We start from the raw sequence: 19,931 nt of genomic DNA, 5'->3' as shown, positions 1-19,931 counted from the left end.
GGCTATAACTTGAGTTGGCTAAAGGAATCGTACACCGGACCGAGCACCGAGAACATGATCAAGGCCAGGATGGCGCCCAATATCACGGTCAATGCCGGTTCGATCAGCTTGAGCAATTTTTCCACGGACTCGTTGACGTCCCTGTCATAGAAATAGCTGACGTTGAGCAACGCCTTGTCCAGCCCGCCGGTGCTCTCCCCCACGCGGATCATGCGCACCACCAGCGGCGGAAACAGGCCGACGTTGCGGAAACTGTCGCTCATGCTCTCCCCGGCGTTGATCTGCTGCAAGGCGCGGTTCAATGCCTCTGCCACCACGAGGTTGTCCACGACCTCCTCGCAACTGCGTATGCCGTCCAGTACGGGGATGCCGGTCTGGTACATCAGCGCAAAATAGCGCGAGAAGCGCGCCAGGATGATTTTATTGAGGATATTCCCCGTCACCGGCAGGTGCAGCTTGATGAAGTCGTAGCGGTAGCGCACTTCCGGGCTGCGATGAATGGCGATGCCAATGATGATGGCTGCCGATACCGGCAAGCCCAGCATCAGCCACCAGTAATCCACCACGGCGTTCGACACCGCAATCAGGATGCGGGTCTGTAGAGGCAGCGCTTGGCCCATATTGCCCAGGAACGATACCATCTGCGGCACCAGATAGGCCATGAGGAAAATCACTGCCGCCATGACGACCACCAGCACGAACATGGGATATGCCAGCAGCTTGCGCGTCTGCGCGATCAGCTCGTCCTGCCATTTGAGGGTATCGGCCAGGTGGCGGAAGATTTCCGGCAGGCGACCGGTCTGCTCCCCGGCCTTGATCAGGCTGACGAATACGCGATTGAATACGTAAGGATGCTCCGCCAACGCCTGCGAGAGCATCTTGCCGCCCTCCACCGACGACACCAGCGAGCCGATGATCTTCTGGAAATGCGGGTTGGTGGTGCTGTCCCGCAGGTCCACCAGCCCTTCGAGCAGCGGGACACCGGCCGTGGTGAGCTGCTCGAGCTGGAAGCAGAAAATCACTAAGTCCTGCAAACTGACCTTGCGGCGGCTTAGGATCGATGGCCGCAGGCTGGAAGGCCGGAAGGTGATCAAGTCCAGGCCCACGCGCTTGAGGCGCAGCTCCAGGTCGATCTCGTTCAGGGCATCGATCTGGCCGTGTGCCGCCTTGCCTGTTTGATCCACTGCCTTGTAGTTGAATGTCGGCATGCGCTGGCGCTTTAACTGATGCGGCTGGTGAGATCGATCACGCGCATTACCTCGGACAGGCTGGTATGCCCTTCGAGGATGCGCCGGATGCCGTCTTCCGCCAGGGTGACGAAGCCTTTCTGCAAGGCCAGGTCGCGCAATTCGTCAAAGTGCGCGCGGCGCGCCACTAGCGCATCCATCTCGCTATCCACGCGCAGGAGTTCCATGATGGCCATGCGCCCGTGGAAGCCGGTATAGCCGCATTGCTTGCAACCGGCTGCCCGGTGGATGCGTAAGTCCGGGCGGACATTCTTGCCCAGCAGCTTGCGCTCTTCGTCATTCGGGGAATAGGCTTCCTTGCAGTGCTGGCACAACACGCGCACCAGGCGTTGCGCCACCACGCCGATGATGTTGCCGGCCATGATGTCGGGAGAAATGCCGATATCGAGCAAGCGCGGGAACGTGCCCAGGGCGGAATTAGTATGCAGCGTGGTGAAGACCTGGTGCCCGGTCATCGCGGCGCGGAACGCCATGGTGGCGGTGTCGGCGTCCCGCACCTCCCCCACCAGAATGATGTCCGGGTCCTGGCGCATGATGGAACGGATGCCGTTGGCAAAATCCACCTTGTTCACTTCCGCCACCGAGGTCTGGCGCATCATGGTCACGGGATATTCGACCGGGTCTTCCAGGGTCATGATATTGACCCCCTCGGTATTGAGGAAGGACAGCAGCGAATACAGGGTCGTGGTTTTACCGCTGCCGGTAGGGCCGGTGACGATCACGATGCCTTCGGGCCGCGTCATCATCAGTTGCAATTCATCCAGCGCCTGATCCCGCAGGCCCATGCGCTCTAGCGGGATGATCGACTTTTCCCGGTCGAGCACGCGCAGCACGATATTCTCGCCATGGATGGTGGGATGGCTGGCGACACGGAAATCGATCGGCCTGCCGGAGAGGTTCATGTTCAGGCGTCCGTCCTGCGGCGACCGCGTCTCGGCGATGTCCATGCCGCTGATTACCTTGAGGCGCACGGCAATGCCCGGCCAATAGGTCTTGTGCAGGCTGCGCACCTGCTGCAATACGCCGTCGATGCGGTAGCGGATGCGCAAGAAGGCATATTCGGGCTCGAAATGGATATCCGACGCCCCGCGCTTCACCGCATCCATGAGCAAGGCGCCCACCAGGCGCACCACGGGCTGGGTGTACTCGTCGCCGCCCGCCTGCAGGCTCTGGTAATCGATTTCCCCGGTCTCGATCTCGCGCAGGATGCCGTCGACCGACAATTCATAGCCGTAGAACTGATCGATGTAGTCCTCGAGCTGCGCCTCCGCCGCCAGCACCGGCTTGACCTGCACCTGGGAGCCCACGGTAGCCCGCAACTGGTCCAGCGCCACCACGTTGAACATATCGGACATCGCCACCGTCAACTGGCGCGTATTGGCATCGAAAGCCACCGGCAGGATATGGTAGCGGCGCGCGAACCCTTCCTGCACCATCTTCAGCGCCTCGGCATCCGCCACCACCGTGGCAAGGTCTATGCTCTCCTGGCCTATGGTATGCGCCACCAGGTCGCGCACCATCGCCTCGGTGACGAAGCCCAGGCGCACCAGCTGGCGGCCCAGGGGAATATTGCTCTGCTCCTGCTCCATGAGGGCGATGCGCAGCTGGTCCTGGCTGATCAGGCCCTGCTGCACCATCAATTCCCCCAAGCGGAGCTTGCGACGTTGTTCTACCATGAATGATCTTGCATCCGTTATGTGTTGGCCTGGGCAAACCGGGCCATGAGCATATCCTATAAGCGGAAATGGCTACTGAAGCTGGCGTATCCTGGCGGCCAACTGCGCCTGATTCACGCTTGGCGAATCCTTGCCGGCCAGCAATGCCTGCGCCTGTTGGTAATATTGCAATGCCAAGCTGGATTTTCCCAGCTGGTCGAGGCTCACCGCCAGGTTGAATACATATTCGGGATTGGCGGCATCAAGGTGATGCGCCTGGAAATAAGACTGCTGCGCCAGCGGCCATTGCCCCTGGTCGGCATAATGGTTGCCCAGCGCGGCATGCAAGTAGGCTGCCTCCGGCTGCTGGCTGATGAGGTTCTTGAGCCGGATTTCGCTGTTCAGCGGATCGGCCTGCCCCTGCAAATCCAGCAATGCCGCCTGTGCCATGCCGTTGCGCGGCTCCACCTGCAGCACCTGCTGGTACCAGCCCACCGCATCCTGCTGCCGGCCCTGGCGCACAGCGATCGCCGCCATGCCCAGCAACGCATCGATATTGCGCACGTCCGCCAGCAACGCCTGCCGGTAAGCCTGCTGCGCGGCGGCATCGTCGCCGCGGTTGAATGCCTGGTAGGCATCGAGCACATGCTGGTTGACCGTGACCGCCGGACGGTTACGGGTGACCAACACATGGCTGTTGGCAGGCTCTTTCGGCGGCTCGCCGAATACCTGGGGCAATGCTTGCTGCTGCATGGTATTGGCCCGCGATGAAGTGGCAACTGGCGCAGGCGATACGATCGCCTCCACTTGTGCCGGAGCATTATTGGGCTCTTCAGCCACCTCAGGCTCGGCGGCAGCTTCCTCTGGAATATCTTGCTCTTGCTGGCTGCCGTCCGGTGCAGTGTTCAACACGACGGGCTTGGGCACGATGACCTCAGGCTGGGTCAAGGAGCTCACATACCAGAACACGCCGCCTCCCACCAGCAACACCAGCAATAGCAACAAGAGTCCCTGGGTAAACGGCGACAGCAGCGACTCCCGCTTGGCTGCGCCAGACCTGGCAGCCAGCAACTGGGCAGCCGCACGCTGTTGCGCAGCAGGCTCCATTGCTGGCGGTACGCTTGCTGCCGCAGCTGCGGAAGGCTGGCTGGCCTCGCCCCCGTGCACAGGCTCGGCCGGTGCGATATCCAGCAAGAACTCCTCGATCTCAGCCTTTTCCAAAGGCTGTTGCTTGGCTTGTTCCGCTTTTTGCAATGCGCTAATTAACAGACTCATTAATTAACCTTTGCAATTGCTGGGCGGGCAGGTACTGTTTATATGAATTGAGCTCCTCGCTTTCCAGACTGGCGTTCTGCACCACGATAGGCCGCAGGAAAATCACGAGCTCGGTCTTCACGTTGAAATTGCTGCGCGCGGTGAACAGCTTGCCCACCAGCGGCACCTTGGCGAGGCCCGGCACATTATCCGTGGCCTGCTGGATGTTATCCTGCATCAGCCCTCCCAGTACCGCAGTGTCGCCACTGTTCACCCGCAAGACGGATTCGAACTCACGCACCTGGATTTGCGGAATCCGACTTTCAATTCTAGTGGTAGTACCCGCATTTATTAACGTCAATTGCGGGTTCGGATCGTCCACATAGCTCAGCACGCGGGAAATGGTCGGCCGCACATTGATGTTGACCTGCCCCGAGTCATTGATTTGCGGCGTCACGCTCATCACCATGCCGACAGGCACCGTATTCGGCGTCGTCGTCACCGATTGCAAATTGGTCGAGCCTTGCCCCACGCCCTGAGATACCTGGGATTGAATCGTGAAGTACACCAGGTTATCCACCACCTTCATGACCGCAGTCTGGTTGTTCAGCACCATCAATTTGGGGCTGGAGAGCACCTTGGTATCGCCGAATCTCTGCAATAGCCGCAGATTGAAATCCACGCTGCTATTATCGCTTGAATACCCGATACTGAAGGGCACCGTCGTGCCCGCAGTCCCCGCGATCCCGGCCGGCGTCAGCACGGTGCTCAGCCCCAATTGGTTGGTCATCCTTAAACCATTACCTACCTTCGTCCAATCGATGCCGGCCTGGTAGGTGTCGTTCAATGTGACTTCCACAATGGAGGCCTCGATCAATACTTGGCGTTTGGCGCTGTTCATGACCTTGTCCAGGAATTCCTGCACCTTCTCGTGCTGACGATGGGTGGCGCGCACGCTGATAATGCCCGTCTCCGGGCTGGCGATCACCGTGGCCGCAAACAACGTCCTGTACTCCGTTCGGGCATCCTCGCGCTCTTGCGTGGCGTTACGCGGCGCGGCCGCCTGTTGCTGGGCTGTCGTACCGTCTCCTGACTCTGCAGGCGGAGCTTCCGTTGACTGAGGTGCCGTAGCACCGGTACGGGTAATAATGACTTCCTTGTCTGTTTCGGCAAGGATGTCCTTGAGGTTCTGGATCAGGGTTTCCCAGAAATGATTGGTCGCCACGCTATTCACTGCGGTACGCGAGCTATTTGCCGCTCCCGTCCCCGTACCGGAAGACGTACTAGTGCCGGAAGTGCCGCCGGCGCCGCTCGTGGTGGATGCGCTGCGCCCGGTGCTCGCGATCTCCGCCGCCGCACCGATGAAGCCCGTGGTATCGCGCGACATGTTCACATAATCCACCTTGTAGCTTCGCAGCACGGGCATATCCGGCGTAATGCTCAGCACATTGCCGTCTACGCGGTAGGTGAGGTCGACCTGTTTCGCCAGGCGCTCCAGGATGGCGGGCAAGGTCTGGTCGACGGCATTCAGCGTCGCGCGCCCCTGGATGGCAGGATGGATGTCGATATTCAGCTTGCTTTCGCGCGCTAGCGCGAAGAGGATTTCCTTGACCGGCACATCGTTGACCACCACGCTGTAGGTCTGCTCCTTGGCCCTGGGCTTGGGCGGCGGCAGGTAATTGCCGCTCTTGACCGGCTTGGGAATGTCCGCAGATGCGGTTGGCTTGGCGGATGGCTGCTCGTCGATATGGCCGGTGGAAGGGGAAACCGTGGATTGATGAGCGCAACTTGTCAGGCCAAGCACAAATGGCAATATCAGAATGCTGGCAACTTTGGGCAACTGGCCGGACAAAATGCAACTCCCTTTGTTAGTAAATTCTGGGTTAGTGATTCTGGTTTCGGGATTTATCCCATAATCGCTACTTGAATGCAACCAAGCTATTGATGTTGCTTCATTTCTTCCATGATACCGGCAATGGTGCGCAAGTGCGCACCGGCCTGCAGCTCCTCGGGTAGAAGCTTCAACTCGGCCAGTGCATCCTGGCGGCTTTCATACGCGCCATATAATATGATAACGCTGCCATCCGCATTAACTTTAGTGTCAACGGCATATAGATTATCCAGCACCAGCTGCGCCAATACCGGCTGTAGCTGTTTTTCCAGATCATCCTCGGCAAGATGGCGCGCCAGTTCTATGGTGAGATAGTGCGGCGGCAAGGTCGCAAGCCAGGCGCCTGTACGCTCCTCGCGCTGCTTGATGAGTTGGCTGATGGAAGCAGCAGGGGCTGGCCCGGGCTCCAGCTCGACGGGGGAAGGCGCGGCAGATTGCACCATTGGCTCGGCCGGCGGTGTATGCGGCACAAGCACTTTCTCGTTCCACGCTACAAAAACGGCCCATGCAGCGGCCGCAATCAGCAATATCCAAAGCACCGCTGACGAACGTTTGGAGGGACGAGGCCTCTCGCTGGCAAACTCGCTATCGCGGATTGCAGCCCTCACATGCCGAGGCGTTACCTGGTAGGTATTGGCGGCAAATGCAGCCAGCAACGACTTGTCCGCCAGGATATTGACGCGACGCACCAACCCCTGGGCCTTTTCCGCCAGTTGCTTGATGGCACGCCTGGCAAACAATGGCGGCCCGTAATATCCGGCAGCCCGCAGGCGAAACATCAGGTATTCAGCAATTTCATCCTGGTTCAGCGGGCCAAGATAAAAACTATGGGTAATCCGCTCCTTGAGCTGGCGGATTTCGCGCCGGTTAAGGTTATCATCCAACTCAGGCTGGCCGAACAGCACAATTTGCAGGAGCTTGTCGTGGCGGGTTTCTAGGTTAGTCAGCAAGCGGATTTCTTCCAGCGTCGCCAACGGCATGCCTTGCGCCTCTTCCACGAACACTACCACTTGGCGCTTGGCCTCGTGCTTTTCCAGCAACGCCTGCTGCAGCCGCTGCATGACTTCCAGCCTGCCCAGGCCGGCAGGAATATCCAGCCGCAGCTCAAGCGCAATCGCATGCAGCACATCTTCCGGCGCCATGCTGGGATTGGCCAGGTAGACATTGTCCACATGGTCCGGCAGCTGCGTTTGCAGCATGCGGCACAGCATGGTCTTGCCGCTGCCCACCTCGCCGACTACTTTGACTATCCCTTCGCCATGCAGGATGGCGTAGCGCAATGCTTCCAGCACTGCGCCGCGATTGCCGCCAGGAAAGAAAAAGTCGGTATTGGGGGTGATCTTGAACGGCGGCTCTTTCAGACCAAAGTGTGCGTAATACACTATTCGCCTTTGTAATCCTGCTGCAGCTGGATGCGGCTGTAGAGCGTCGTGCGGTTGATGCCCAGCAGCTTGGCGGCCTGGCTCAGGTTGCCGTGGGTGATTTTCATCGCGGCATCGACATACGCGCGCTCCCAGGACTTCAGCACTTGGTCCAGGTTGACATTGGCCTGCGTTTGCAAATGCTTGTGCGCCTGGCTTGCCATAGCGTTTTCGTCCGTTATCAACGGCGCTTCGGCGCCATTGCCGGCAGCCTGGCCCAGGCCTGTATGCATCAGGTCCAGCTCCGAGGCCAGTTGCGCATCTGTCACGACCTGGCCGGAATATTTGGCCACCAGCCGGATGATAATGTTGCGCAGCTCGCGTACGTTGCCCGGGAAATGATAGTCCAGCCAGCGCTGCCTGGCCTGCTCGTCTAGGGCAAAGGGTTGCTGCCCGGTTTCACGCGCATAGAATTGGTTGAAATGCTCCAGCAGCACATAGCGGTCCTGCTCCAGGTCCCGCAGCGGCGGCACGCGCACTGAAAACACGCTCAGGCGATGATAGAGGTCGATGCGGAAATGGCCTGCGCGGACTTCTTCGCGCAGGTCACGGTTCGTCGCTGCCACGATGCGTGCACGGCTGCGGCGCGCCTGTGTTTCGCCGATGCGCTGATACTCGCCGTTTTCCAACACTCTTAACAGCTTGGCTTGCAACTCAAGAGGCAGCTCGCCCACTTCATCGAGAAACAGCGTCCCTTCGCCGGCATCCTCGAAATAGCCGCTATGCGCGTTCGCCGCCCCCGTGAACGAGCCTTTGCCATGTCCAAACAGGATGGACTCGGCAAGGTTCGGTGAAATCGCGGCGCAATTCAGGGAAAGATAAGGCTGTCGCGAACGGCGGCTGAAACGGTGCAGGCAATTGGCGACCAACTCCTTGCCGCTGCCAGACTCCCCTTCTATCAGCACCGGGAAAGGCGCATCCGCAAACTGCGTAATCTGCGTGCGCAATGTCTGCATCGGCAGGCTGCTGCCGAGCAAACCCCATCCATCCTCGGCGCTTGCCGTCTCGCTGAGTTCGGCATCCTGCAGCTTCAAGGCGTTATGCAGCAATTGGCGCAAGCGCTCGACATCGCAAGGCTTGGGAATAAAGTCCACGGCCCCCAAGGCCAGGGCATGCTTGACATTGGCCTCTTCATTCTGGCCCGAGAGCACGAGGATTTTCATGGTGGGCGCATGCGCGAGCAGCTCACCGATCACCTTGAAGCCCTCGTCAGGCTTATGCGGCACTGGTGGCAATCCCAGATCCACCAGCGCGAGCGGCGGAGGGTTTTCAAGCTGACGCAACAGGCTCCTGGCCTGCATACGCGATTCGGCGACATAGACTTCGAAATCCTTGCCCAGCAGGAAATGCAAGGTATCGGTGATCAAGGGATCATCATCAATAATGATCAACGCAGGAAGCTGTGCAACCATCAGAACGGCTTTCCGTGAATCATGCAGGGGGAGAAATGAGTACAAACCATGGCGCTACTATAAGCATAACGCCCTGTTGACACAAGATTGCAGAGAGAATGGGGTGGCTGATCGGGCTCGAACCGACGACAACTGGAATCACAATCCAGGGCTCTACCAACTGAGCTACAGCCACCATTGAAACTGGATTATAAACCAGTGAATGGCCTGCCCGACAGGAATCGAACCTGTAACCCCCAGCTTAGAAGGCTGGTGCTCTATCCGGTTGAGCTACGGGCAGATTGTCGGACAATCATCTTGGGAAAAATATGGTCGGGGTGGAGAGATTCGAACTCCCGACATCCTGGTCCCAAACCAGGCGCGCTACCAGGCTACGCTACACCCCGAGGGCGAGAAATATAGCGCACTCCAGCAGGAAGGTCAAACTGATTCTGCTAAAATATCGCATTATTTTTGAAAAAATTTGTCATGACCGCCCAAATCATCAACGGCAAAGCCATTGCCGAAACCACGCTAGCCGAAACAAAATCCTTAATAGACAAAAGGTTGGAAAAAGGCTTGCGCGCGCCGACGCTGGCCGTGATCCTGCTTGGCGCAGATCCGGCATCTGCCATCTATGTACGCAACAAAAGGCTGGCTTGCGAGAAAACCGGCATCCGCTCCCTAGCCTACGACCTGCCCGACACCACGAGCGAGGCTGATTTGCTTACGTTGATCGAGCAGCTCAATCAGGACGATACAGTGGACGGCATCCTGGTGCAGTCTCCCCTCCCCGCGCATATTGAGGAAAAGAAGATCATAGAAACCATCAGCGCGGCCAAGGACGTCGATGGCTTTCATCCATACAACATCGGCAGGCTGGCCGTGCGCCAGCCAACGTTGCGTTCATGCACGCCTTATGGCGTGATCCGGCTTCTGCAATCCACAGGGATCAAGCTGCTGGGACTGGATGCCGTGGTCGTCGGCGTTTCCAACCATGTTGGCCGCCCCATGGCCTTGGAGCTGCTGCTTGCTGGCTGTACCGTCACCAGTTGCCACCGCCATACCAAGGACTTGCAAGCGAATGTGGCACGTGCCGATATCGTGGTAGCGGCAGTAGGCAAGCCTCACCTGATTAAGGGCGAATGGATCAAGCCTGGCGCAATCGTGGTGGATATCGGCATCAATCGCCTCGCGGACGGCAGTTTGTGTGGGGATGTCGGGTTTGAAACCGCCAAAACGCGTGCAGCATGGATTACGCCCGTCCCGGGCGGCGTTGGCCCCATGACCGTTGCCACATTGATGCAGAACACGCTCACGGCGCTTGAATTACGTGAATCCAGACAACTCATGGCTTAGGCTGCCGATTCTTCTTCATTAGCGAGTTCAAGCCTTGCGGCACAAGGCTTTTGCATCGCTGAATTATTCAGTGTACACTTGCGCCTGCTTTATTTTTCTGTTAATCGAAAATTAACTCTTAAGGCGCACATGGCTGAAGCAATTACAAGACAATTTGTTCCTTACCAACCCAAGGCTGGCGAGGAATACATGAATGAGAAGCAGCTTGATCATTTCCGGAAAATTTTGAACGACTGGAAAGCAGAGCTTAGTCATGACATTGACCGCACGGTCCATACCATGCAGGACGAAGTCACCATGTTTGCCGATCCGAACGATAGGGCAAGCCAGGAATCCGACATGGCATTGGAATTGCGCAATCGCGACCGCGAACGCAAGCTGATCAAGAAGATTGACGAGACCCTGTCCAAAATTGACGAAGGTGATTACGGCTATTGCAATGGTTGCGGCATCGAGATCGGCCTTAAACGGTTGGAAGCTCGCCCTACTGCGACGTTGTGCATCGATTGCAAAACGCTGGATGAAATCCGCGAAAAGCAGGTTGCCAAGTAATTCATTCTGTATCCAGATCCGTCACATTAGAATGTGACGGGTTTATCGCGTCCTGATTTTCCCGCACTAGATCACACATTGTTTTTGTTTTGAAATCCCAAATAAAAAGGCCGGTTTGAAACCGGCCTTTTTATTGAGCTAATGCAACTGATTACTGTTGGTCAGCCACTGTTGCCGAGTCTTCTGCCTTGTCTTCCGCGGCAGGCGCCTCGATCAATGCTTTGGCACTCAGGCGCACACGACCCTTGTCGTCCACTTCCAGCACCTTGACCTTGACTACTTGGCCTTCCTTAAGGAAGTCAGCCACGGCATTCACACGCTGGTGTGCGATTTGGGAGATATGCAACAGGCCGTCTTTGCCCGGCAGCAAGGAAACAATCGCGCCGAAATCCAGCAGCTTGAGGACGGTGCCGTCATAGACTTGGCCTACTTCCACCTCGGCAGTAATCACTTCGATACGCCTCTTGGCCTCTTCGCCGGCTTCCGCACTGATGCAGCCGATCTTGATGGTGCCATCTTCCTCGATGTCGATAGTCGTGCCGGTTTCTTCGGTCAATGCGCGAATCACTGCACCGCCCTTGCCGATCACATCGCGAATCTTCTCAGGATTAATCTTCATGGTGATGATGCGTGGCGCGAATGCGGACAGCTCCTGAGGCTTCTCGCCAACGGCTTCCTTCATCAGGCCGAGGATATGCAGGCGGCCTTCTTTGGCTTGCGACAAGGCGACACGCATGATTTCCGCAGTGATGCCAGTGATCTTGATATCCATCTGCAGCGCAGTGATGCCGGACTCGGTACCAGCCACCTTGAAGTCCATGTCGCCCAGATGATCTTCATCGCCCAGGATGTCGGTCAATACGGCAACGCGGTTGCCTTCCTTGATCAGGCCCATCGCAATGCCAGCCACTTGGGCTTTCAAAGGCACACCAGCATCCAGCAAGGACAGGCAGCCGCCACAGACAGAAGCCATGGAGCTGGAACCGTTGGATTCGGTGATTTCAGAAACGACGCGGATGGTATAGCCAAATTCTTCCTGACTTGGCAGCACTGCCAGCAACGCACGCTTGGCCAAGCGGCCATGGCCGATTTCACGGCGCTTAGGCGTACCGACGCGGCCAGTTTCGCCTGTAGCGTAAGGAGGCATGTTGTAGTGCAGCATGAAGCGGTCTGCATATTCGCCCTGCAGCGCGTCGATGATTTGCTCGTCACGGCCAGTACCCAGCGTTGCCACTACTAATGCCTGGGTTTCACCACGCGTGAACAGTGCGGAACCATGGGTGCGCGGCAATACGCCGGTACGGATACTGATGGGACGCACAGTGCGTGTATCGCGGCCATCGATACGCGGCTCGCCATTCAGGATCTGGGTACGCACTACCTTGGCTTCCAGGTTGAACAGCGCGCCCTTGATTTCGTTGGCTTCGGCAGTGGAAGTTTCTTCCGTGATCAATTCGCCCAATACACGATTCTTGATTTCATCCAGTTTGCTGGAGCGGGCGCCCTTGGACTTGATTTTGTACGCTTCGTTGATATCAGCGCCAGCCAGCGCTTCTACCTTGGAGATCAGCTCGGTATTGGGTTCTGGAGGCGCCCAGTCCCAAGGCTCCTTGCCGACTTCGGCAGCCAGTTCATTGATCACATTGATCACAGCCTGCATTTGTTCATGGCCGTAGACCACGGAACCCAGCATGACATCTTCAGGAAGTTCCTTGGCCTCGGACTCCACCATCAATACGGCGCTGTCAGTCGCTGCCACTACCAGGTCAAGCGCAGTTTCCTTGAGCTGGGAAGCGGTCGGGTTGAGGACATACTCGCCATTGATGTAACCAACGCGTGCTGCGCCAATCGGGCCATAGAATGGAATCCCGGAAATGGCCAGTGCTGCGGATGCGCCAATAATCGCTGGAATATCGGCATCGATTTCGGGGTCGGAAGACATGACTGTCGCCACCACTTGCACTTCGTTATAGAAGGCTTCAGGGAACAGCGGGCGCAACGGGCGGTCGATCAGGCGGGAAGTCAGGGTTTCCTTTTCGGAAGGACGGCCTTCCCGCTTGAAGAAGCCGCCAGGGATTTTGCCGGCAGCATAGGTTTTTTCCTGATAATCCACGGTCAGTGGGAAGAAATCCTGGCCAGCCTTCACTTCACGCTTGCCAACCACGCTCACCAGAACTACGGTGTCGCCATAGCTGACCATCACGGCACCATCCGCCTGACGTGCGATTTCTCCGGTTTCAAGTGTCAGCTCATGCTGACCATAGGTAATCGTTTTCTTGATTGCCGTCACAATTTTGTCCTTTATAAAAAAATAAGCCGACAAGCATTGCGTCTCCGCTTTGCTTTCGGCTTATCCTATGAATTCACAAGTGCGCGATGATTACTTACGCAGACCCAAGCGTTCGATCAATGTACGATAGCGGTCGGCATTCTTGCGCTTGAGATAGTCCAGCAGCTTGCGGCGCTGACTTACCAGCTTCAGCAGACCACGACGGGAGTGGTGATCCTTGGCATTGCTTTTGAAATGCTCGGTTAAATAAGTAATACGGGCGCTAAGAAGCGCAACTTGAACTTCCGGGCTGCCTGTATCGTTTGGAGCTTGTTGGAAATCAGCAACAATCTTTGCTGTTTCTTGAACTGTAATTGCCATAACTTAATCCTAATGTTGTGAGATGTGTTTTGCGTCAATGCAAATGCAGGCTACATCAATCCCGCTAGAGCATTCATTTACAATCAACTCCATATTATAACGCTATTTCAATATGAGTTCAATGAAGCAGTACTAGGGCGATTTTCCGCTTACCGCCTCTTAAAAATGCCAAGCTTTCATTCGCTACTACAAGGCGAATCAATCAATCGTTATCGATCAACCTGCCTGGCGCAGCAAGCGCTTGGGGGCAATGGAGCCCCGGGAGGTCTGTTCGCCAATGCCTAGGAAAACGCCCTGCTCGGAGTAAAGCCTGAACAATCCTTCGATTCTTACACCTGACTTCCAGACTTCCTGCCCGCGCAACAGATAAAAAGCACTGTCATCATCAAGAGTAACTTGAGGCAAATCCTCAATCGCGGCATCAGCCCCTAGCAGGACTTCGTCACGCTGTTCCAGCGACATCTGCTCGAGCTGCTCGATCGTGACCGCATCCTGTAGATTGAAATGTGCCGTCGTCAGTCGTCTCAAGCCACCGAGATGGGCGCCGCACCCCAACAGCTTGCCAATGTCTTCCGCCAGCGTCCGTATATACGTGCCCTTGCTGCATGACACGACCATCTCGAACTGCTCGCCTTCAAACCGCTCTAGTTGAATCGCATGTATGGTCACTGGCCGGGGCTCGCGGACAATTTCCACACCATCCCGAGCATACTCATATAGTGCCTTGCCGCCATGCTTCAAGGCGGAATACATGGGAGGCACCTGCAGAATATCGCCGAGCATCTTTTTTAGCGCGGCTTCCAACCCGGACTGCGTCGTGGTAACAGGCAATCGCTCCAGCACCTCGCCCTCGGCATCGCCTGTCGTGGTTGTACTGCCCAGCGTCACCAATGCGCGGTAGCTTTTATCAGCGTCCAATAAGAAATGGGAAAACTTGGTGGCCTCGCCCAGGCAGATCGGCAACAAGCCGCTTGCCAAGGGGTCAAGGCTGCCGGTATGGCCAGCCTTGGCCGCCTGGTAGAGCCGCTTGACGATCTGCAAGGCCTGGTTGGATGAAATACCTAATGGCTTGTCCAGCAATAGCACGCCATCGATATTGCGCTTGATTCGCCTGAATTGTTGCACAACCGCTTTACTCAGGCAGACTCGTCGTCTTGGTCAGGCGCGGAGGGAGGCAATACCTCGTCGATCAGCTTGGCGATGTGCATGCCGCGGTCGATCGAGGCATCGTAACTGAAATGCAGTTGCGGCACGGTCCTCAACAGCAAACGCTTGGCAAGCTGGCTACGCAGGAAGCCAGCCGTCTTTTCCAGGCCTTTCTGCAGCTCAGGCGTGCCTTGCGGCGCGGTGTAATAGATCTTGGCATGCGCCATGTCGCCGCTGACCTCGACTTCGGTCACAGTCACCATGGAAGAAACCCTGGGGTCCTTCACCTCGAATTGCAGCAGATCAGCGAGTTCACGCTGAATCTGCTCGGCAACACGGTCGCTTCTGGAAAATTCCTTAGCCATGCTTACAGGGTCCGCGCGACTTCCACGACTTCGAATACTTCCAGGATATCGCCCACCTCGATTTCGTTGTAGTTCTTCAGGGAGAGACCGCACTCGAAGTTCGACTTCACTTCCTTGACGTCATCCTTGAAGCGCTTGAGCGAATCCAGTTCGCCGGTATGGATCACCACATTGTCGCGGATCAAGCGGATCTTGGAGTTACGGCGCACCACGCCATCCTGCACGTAGCAACCTGCAACCGCGCCCACCTTGGAAATGCGGAATACTTCGCGGATTTCCACGGTGCCGATGACGTTTTCCTTCTGCTCTGGCGACAACATACCGCCCAGTGCCGCCTTCACTTCATCCACAGCCTCGTAGATGATGTTGTAGTAGCGCACGTCCACGCCGGAGCTTTCGATCAGCTTGCGCGCGCCTGCGTCGGCACGCACGTTGAAGCCGATCAACACGGCCTTGGACGCAGCCGCCAGGTTGACGTCGGACTCGCTGATGGCGCCCACGCCTGTGTGGATGATGTTGACCTTAACCTCATCGGTGGACAACTTCTGCAGCGACGTAGCCAGCGCCTCGTAAGAACCCTGCACGTCGGACTTGATAATCAATGGCAACACCTTGACCTCGCCCTCGCCCATTTGCTCGAACATGCTTTCCAGCTTGGCGGCTTGTTGCTTGGCCAGCTTCACGTCGCGGAACTTGCCTTGACGGAACAGGGCGATTTCACGCGCCTTGCGCTCATCATTGAGCACAATGACTTCTTCACCGGCGCTCGGCACATCGGAGAGGCCGAGAATCTCCACTGGAATGGAAGGGCCAGCTTCTTTCACATCCCGGCCGGATTCATCCAGCATGGCACGGACGCGGCCGTAGGCGGTACCGGCCAGGATCATGTCGCCGCGCTGCAATGTGCCGGACTGCACCAGGATCGTCGATACCGGGCCGCGACCCTTGTCCAGCCGGCCTTCGATCACCAGGCCCTTGGCCGGGACGTTCTTAGGCGCCTTGAGCTCAAGCACTTCGGCCTGCAGCAGTACGGCTTCCAGCAGGTTGTCGATACCGATGCCGGTCTTTGCAGACACTTCGACGAACATGGTGTCGCCGCCCCAGTCTTCCGGCACCACTTCATGCGTGACCAGCTCCTGCTTCACACGCTCAGGATTGGCTTCGGATTTATCAATTTTGTTCACCGCCACGACCAGCGGCACATTCGCTGCCTTGGCGTGGTGCACCGCTTCAATGGTTTGCGGCATCACGCCGTCATCCGCCGCCACCACCAGGATCACCACGTCGGTTGCCTTGGCGCCGCGTGCACGCATCGCAGTAAACGCTTCGTGGCCCGGAGTATCGAGGAAAGTCACCATGCCGCGCGGCGTTTCCACATGGTAAGCGCCAATGTGCTGTGTAATGCCGCCGGCTTCGCCAGAAGCCACGCGGCTGCGGCGGATATAGTCCAGCAGCGAGGTCTTGCCGTGGTCGACGTGACCCATGACCGTCACCACTGGTGGACGCGGCTCTTGCGTCGCTTCTGCATGTTCTGCTTCATCGAGGAAGGCTTCCGGATCGTTGGAAGCGGCAGCCTTGGCATTATGGCCCATCTCTTCCACGATAATGATCGCGGTTTCCTGGTCGAGCACCTGGTTGATCGTCACCATCATGCCCATCTTCATCAGGGTCTTGATGACTTCACTGGCCTTGACCGCCATCTTGTGGGCAAGATCGCCCACGGTAATGGTTTCCGGGACCAATACGTCATGCACGATCGGCTCTGTCGGCGCCGTGAATGCATGCTGCTGGTTTTCATTGCCCTTGGATTTGGACTTGCCGCCCTTGGCGCGCCAGCCCTGGCCGGCAGCGCCTGCATCGCCACGGGCTTTTACGCCGCCACGCTTCTTGCCGTCGCTATCATTCCAGTCCTTGGCACCGCTCTTGCCAGTCTTCTTGGCATTCTTGTCTTCAGGCTTGGGAGCTTCCTTGACCGCAGGTTTATGCAATGTGCCTTCAGACAGCTTGCTCGCGGCAGCTTCAGCTGCACGTTTGGCCTCTTCCTGACGGCGTTGGGCCAGTTCCTGTTTCTTGCGTAACTCTTCAGCCTGGATTGCCATCAACGCAGCCTGGCGCTTCGCTTCGCGCTCGCGCAAAGCCAATTCATCAGCTCCGAGCAGTTCCTTGGCTGTCAGTTTCGGACGTGCATCTGTTGCGGGCTTTTCCTCTGCAGGTGCAGCGGTCTCCGCCGCTGCAGGCTCAGCCTCGGCAACAGGTTCCGGCTCTGGCTCCACTTCAGCCTGTACGACGACAGGCTCCGGCTCTGGCGCCGCCTCAACTACTGGCTCAGGTACGTGTTCGACAACCGGCGCAGTTTCCACTATTGATTCATCTGCAACCGCTTCCTGAACAGGCTCTTCTTCAACCACCGGCTCCAATGCGGGATCGCGGCGCACAAGCACGCGCTTCTTTCGTACTTCCACCTGGATAGTACGCGCCTTGCCGCTGCTGTCCGATTTCTTGATTTCAGTAACTTGCTTGCGGGTCAGCGTAATCTTGTTCTTAGGCTCTTGGGCGCCATGTTCCTTGCGCAGATATTCCAGCAAAGAGGTTTTATCCTGCTCTGTGAGTGTGTCTTCATATGCAGTCTTGTTGACGCCCGCTCCTTTTAATTGCTCCAGGAGCAGTTCAGCCGGCAGCCCTAATTCACTGGCAAACTGTGCTACGCTCGATTGTCCCATTCTGTTACTCCAATCTCTTTCACTTGCACTGTCAGCCAGTGCATTTCTTCTTAGCTACGCTAATCTATACACGCCTCAAGCAAACCAAGGGGCACGCGCAGTCATGATCAATTGCTTGGCACGCTCGACATCCATTCCGGTCAGTTCAACCAGGTCATCAACCGCGAGGTCTGCAAGGTCATCCATCGTGGCCACGCCCTTGCCGGCCAAGGTACGTGCGGTCGCCTCGTCCATGCCTTCCATGCGCAGCAAGTCTTCAGATGCCTCACCCACCTTCTCCTCCTTGGCAATCGCCTCGGTCAGCAAGGCAGCGCGAGCACGCTTGCGCAACTCATTGATGGTGTCTTCGTCGAACGCTTCGATTTCACTCATCTCAGCCAAAGGCACATAGGCGATTTCTTCCAGGGTGCTAAATCCTTCTTGCACCAGGATATCAGCAACCTCTTCATCCACATCCAGCTTTTCGACAAACAGTTGCAGGATGCTGCTGTGCTCTTCTTCGTTCTTCTTGGCAGCTTCTTCCTCGGTGAGGATATTCAATGTCCACCCGGTCAGTTCCGAAGCAAGGCGCACGTTCTGGCCATTGCGCCCGATCGCCTGGGCCAATTGCTCCTCATCGACGATGACATCCATGCTATGGGCATCCTCGTCCACCACAATGCCTGAAACTTCGGCAGGGGCCATGGCGTTGATAACGAACTGGGCGGGATCCATGGACCACAACACGATATCCACGCGCTCGCCTGCCAACTCACCGGTGACGGCCTGCACGCGCGAGCCGCGCATGCCAACGCAAGTGCCGACAGGATCCAAACGCTGGTCATTCGACTTCACCGCGATCTTGGAGCGCAAGCCGGGATCGCGGGCTGCCGACTTGATTTCCAGCAACCCCTCTTCAATCTCCGGCACCTCGAGTTCGAACAACTTGATCAAAAACTCGGAGGCTATTCGTGACAGGATCAGTTGCGGGCCACGGCCACCGCGCTCGATACGCGAAAGGTAGGCGCGAACCCGGTCGCCAACGCGTAGGTTTTCCTTGGGAATCATTTGCTCTCGAGGCAGCACCGACTCGAGACGCCCCACTTCGATGATGGCGTTGCCCTTCTCCATGCGCTTGATGACGCCGGTCACCAAATGCTCCTTGCGCGCGAGGAAGTCATCCAGAATCTGCTCACGCTCGGCTTCGCGCACCTTTTGCAAGATAACCTGCTTGGCGGCCTGCGCCCCGATGCGGCCAAATTCCACCGACTCCAAAGGCTCTTCGATGTAGTCGCCGACAGCAAGGCCTTCAGCACGTGCATCATCCGTGGCAACCTGCGCATCCGGGTTTTCCAGCTCCTCAGCCTCAACCACCTGCCAGCGGCGGAAAGAATTATATTCTCCGCTATCGCGGTCGATTTCTACGCGGACATCGGCATCTTCAGTAAAACGCTTCTTGGTAGCAGAGGCCAGAGCCAGCTCCAGTGCCGTAAAAATAACGGTTTTAGCCACATTCTTCTCATGGGCCAATGCATCGACCAATAACAATATTTCGCGACTCATTTCAATCTCCGCCAAAAAATTGGTGTTTAGAACTCAGGGGACAATCTTGCCTTGTCAATATTGGAAAATGGCACGCGTTGTTCCACGCCTTCACACTCCAATACAAGATGCTCCTGATCCACGCCACGCAATATGCCTAAAAAATTCTTCCTGCCTTCAACCGGCACCCGTAATTTCACTTGGGCTCGCTCACCCACGAACCGTACAAAATCCGATTCTTTCTTCAATACCCGATCCAAGCCAGGGGAAGAGACTTCCAGCCTGTCGTAATCTATATCGTGTTCGACAGCCAATAAGTTGCTTAAGTGATTGCTCACCAACACGCAGTCGTCAATATCGATGCCTTCCGGCTTGTCGATGAACAAGCGGATCAATTTTCCGCGATTGGCCAACTCCATGTCGACCAGTTCGTATCCAAGCTGGTCGAGGGACTTTTCCAACAATGCGTTTAAATCCTGCATAAAAACCTTATTGCCTGATTCTACAAATAAAAAATGGGCTCAACGCCCATCCCCAATGGTCGCTATTATAGCAACCAGCCGCTAATAACACAAAAACAAAAGCCCTCTTTTAGAGGGCTTTTGTCATCATCCAGAGAGCTCTGGATGCTAAATAAAAGTCTGGCGGTGACCTACTTTCGCATGCGAGGTGCATACTATCATTGGCGCGGAATCGTTTCACGGCCCTGTTCGAGATGGGAAGGGGTGGTTCCAATTCGCTATGGCCGCCAGACATAAC

Annotated in this window: 15 protein-coding genes, 3 tRNA genes and 1 rRNA gene; 2 read left to right on the top strand and 17 right to left on the bottom strand. The window is 56.9% G+C overall.

Annotation, left to right across the window (positions count from 1 at the left end):
- Positions 1 to 2 precede the first annotated feature (2 nt).
- From ACJSDX_RS08900 to ACJSDX_RS08860, 9 genes are all read right to left on the bottom strand, one after another.
- A complete protein-coding gene (locus ACJSDX_RS08900) occupies positions 3 to 1,208 on the bottom strand; it encodes a type II secretion system F family protein (protein ID WP_407994402.1) in 1,206 nt (401 codons plus the stop codon).
- An 11-nt stretch (positions 1,209 to 1,219) separates the two neighbouring features.
- Entirely contained in the window at positions 1,220 to 2,923 is a 1,704-nt protein-coding gene (locus ACJSDX_RS08895) for a GspE/PulE family protein (protein ID WP_407994401.1), read from the bottom strand.
- 72 nt (positions 2,924 to 2,995) lie between these two features.
- Positions 2,996 to 4,177: a tetratricopeptide repeat protein gene (locus ACJSDX_RS08890; protein WP_407994400.1), complete on the bottom strand. Its 1,182-nt coding sequence runs from the start codon at positions 4,175 to 4,177 to the stop codon at positions 2,996 to 2,998.
- Positions 4,161 to 6,008 carry a pilus (MSHA type) biogenesis protein MshL gene (mshL, locus tag ACJSDX_RS08885; protein ID WP_407994399.1) on the bottom strand — a complete coding sequence of 616 codons (1,848 nt, stop codon included), beginning with the start codon at positions 6,006 to 6,008 and terminating at the stop codon, positions 4,161 to 4,163. The genes ACJSDX_RS08890 and mshL overlap by 17 nt, the downstream gene beginning before the upstream one ends.
- 86 nt (positions 6,009 to 6,094) lie before the next feature.
- The gene (locus tag ACJSDX_RS08880; protein ID WP_407994398.1) at positions 6,095 to 7,429 is read right to left on the bottom strand and encodes an ExeA family protein; all 1,335 of its coding nucleotides are present in this window, start codon (positions 7,427 to 7,429) and stop codon (positions 6,095 to 6,097) included.
- Positions 7,429 to 8,880, bottom strand: a complete 1,452-nt coding sequence (locus tag ACJSDX_RS08875) for a sigma-54-dependent transcriptional regulator (protein ID WP_407994397.1) — start codon at positions 8,878 to 8,880, stop codon at positions 7,429 to 7,431. The genes ACJSDX_RS08880 and ACJSDX_RS08875 overlap by 1 nt, the downstream gene beginning before the upstream one ends.
- Positions 8,881 to 8,979: 99 nt before the next feature.
- Positions 8,980 to 9,055: transfer RNA gene (locus ACJSDX_RS08870), tRNA-His, on the bottom strand.
- A gap of 28 nt (positions 9,056 to 9,083) precedes the next feature.
- A tRNA-Arg gene (locus tag ACJSDX_RS08865) sits at positions 9,084 to 9,160 on the bottom strand.
- 29 nt (positions 9,161 to 9,189) lie between these two features.
- Positions 9,190 to 9,266: transfer RNA gene (locus ACJSDX_RS08860), tRNA-Pro, on the bottom strand.
- 82 nt (positions 9,267 to 9,348) lie between these two features.
- Between ACJSDX_RS08860 and folD the strand changes: the two genes are divergently transcribed.
- A complete protein-coding gene (gene folD, locus ACJSDX_RS08855) occupies positions 9,349 to 10,218 on the top strand; it encodes a bifunctional methylenetetrahydrofolate dehydrogenase/methenyltetrahydrofolate cyclohydrolase FolD (protein ID WP_407994396.1) in 870 nt (289 codons plus the stop codon).
- 129 nt (positions 10,219 to 10,347) lie between these two features.
- Positions 10,348 to 10,770, top strand: a complete 423-nt coding sequence (dksA, locus tag ACJSDX_RS08850) for an RNA polymerase-binding protein DksA (RefSeq protein WP_309567014.1) — start codon at positions 10,348 to 10,350, stop codon at positions 10,768 to 10,770.
- A 151-nt stretch (positions 10,771 to 10,921) separates the two neighbouring features.
- On the opposite strand, the gene pnp is transcribed toward dksA, so the two are convergent.
- From pnp to rrf, 8 genes are all read right to left on the bottom strand, one after another.
- Positions 10,922 to 13,060: a polyribonucleotide nucleotidyltransferase gene (gene pnp, locus ACJSDX_RS08845; protein WP_407994395.1), complete on the bottom strand. Its 2,139-nt coding sequence runs from the start codon at positions 13,058 to 13,060 to the stop codon at positions 10,922 to 10,924.
- A 90-nt stretch (positions 13,061 to 13,150) separates the two neighbouring features.
- Positions 13,151 to 13,420, bottom strand: coding sequence for a 30S ribosomal protein S15 (gene rpsO / locus ACJSDX_RS08840; RefSeq protein ID WP_015829110.1), 270 nt, complete (start codon positions 13,418 to 13,420; stop codon positions 13,151 to 13,153).
- A gap of 216 nt (positions 13,421 to 13,636) precedes the next feature.
- Positions 13,637 to 14,545 (bottom strand): tRNA pseudouridine(55) synthase TruB, encoded by a 909-nt coding sequence (gene truB / locus ACJSDX_RS08835; protein WP_407994394.1) that lies wholly within the window; start codon positions 14,543 to 14,545, stop codon positions 13,637 to 13,639.
- Positions 14,546 to 14,556: 11 nt separating this feature from the next.
- Complete coding sequence (gene rbfA / locus ACJSDX_RS08830) at positions 14,557 to 14,931, bottom strand: 30S ribosome-binding factor RbfA (protein ID WP_407994393.1); 375 nt, start codon at positions 14,929 to 14,931, stop codon at positions 14,557 to 14,559.
- A 2-nt stretch (positions 14,932 to 14,933) separates the two neighbouring features.
- Positions 14,934 to 17,651 (bottom strand): translation initiation factor IF-2, encoded by a 2,718-nt coding sequence (infB, locus tag ACJSDX_RS08825; RefSeq protein WP_407994392.1) that lies wholly within the window; start codon positions 17,649 to 17,651, stop codon positions 14,934 to 14,936.
- Between the two features lie 75 nt (positions 17,652 to 17,726).
- Positions 17,727 to 19,193 (bottom strand): transcription termination factor NusA, encoded by a 1,467-nt coding sequence (gene nusA, locus ACJSDX_RS08820; protein WP_309566946.1) that lies wholly within the window; start codon positions 19,191 to 19,193, stop codon positions 17,727 to 17,729.
- A gap of 26 nt (positions 19,194 to 19,219) precedes the next feature.
- Positions 19,220 to 19,654: a ribosome maturation factor RimP gene (rimP, locus tag ACJSDX_RS08815; RefSeq protein WP_407994391.1), complete on the bottom strand. Its 435-nt coding sequence runs from the start codon at positions 19,652 to 19,654 to the stop codon at positions 19,220 to 19,222.
- Positions 19,655 to 19,811: 157 nt separating this feature from the next.
- A 5S ribosomal RNA gene (gene rrf, locus ACJSDX_RS08810) occupies positions 19,812 to 19,925 on the bottom strand.
- Positions 19,926 to 19,931: the final 6 nt, after the last annotated feature.

The sequence above is a fragment of the Methylobacillus draconifructus genome, from assembly GCF_045984355.1.
In the GTDB taxonomy this organism is placed as follows: domain Bacteria; phylum Pseudomonadota; class Gammaproteobacteria; order Burkholderiales; family Methylophilaceae; genus Methylobacillus; species Methylobacillus flagellatus_A.
Note: the sequence above shows the minus strand (reverse complement) of the source record. Positions and strands in the feature narration are given on the sequence as shown.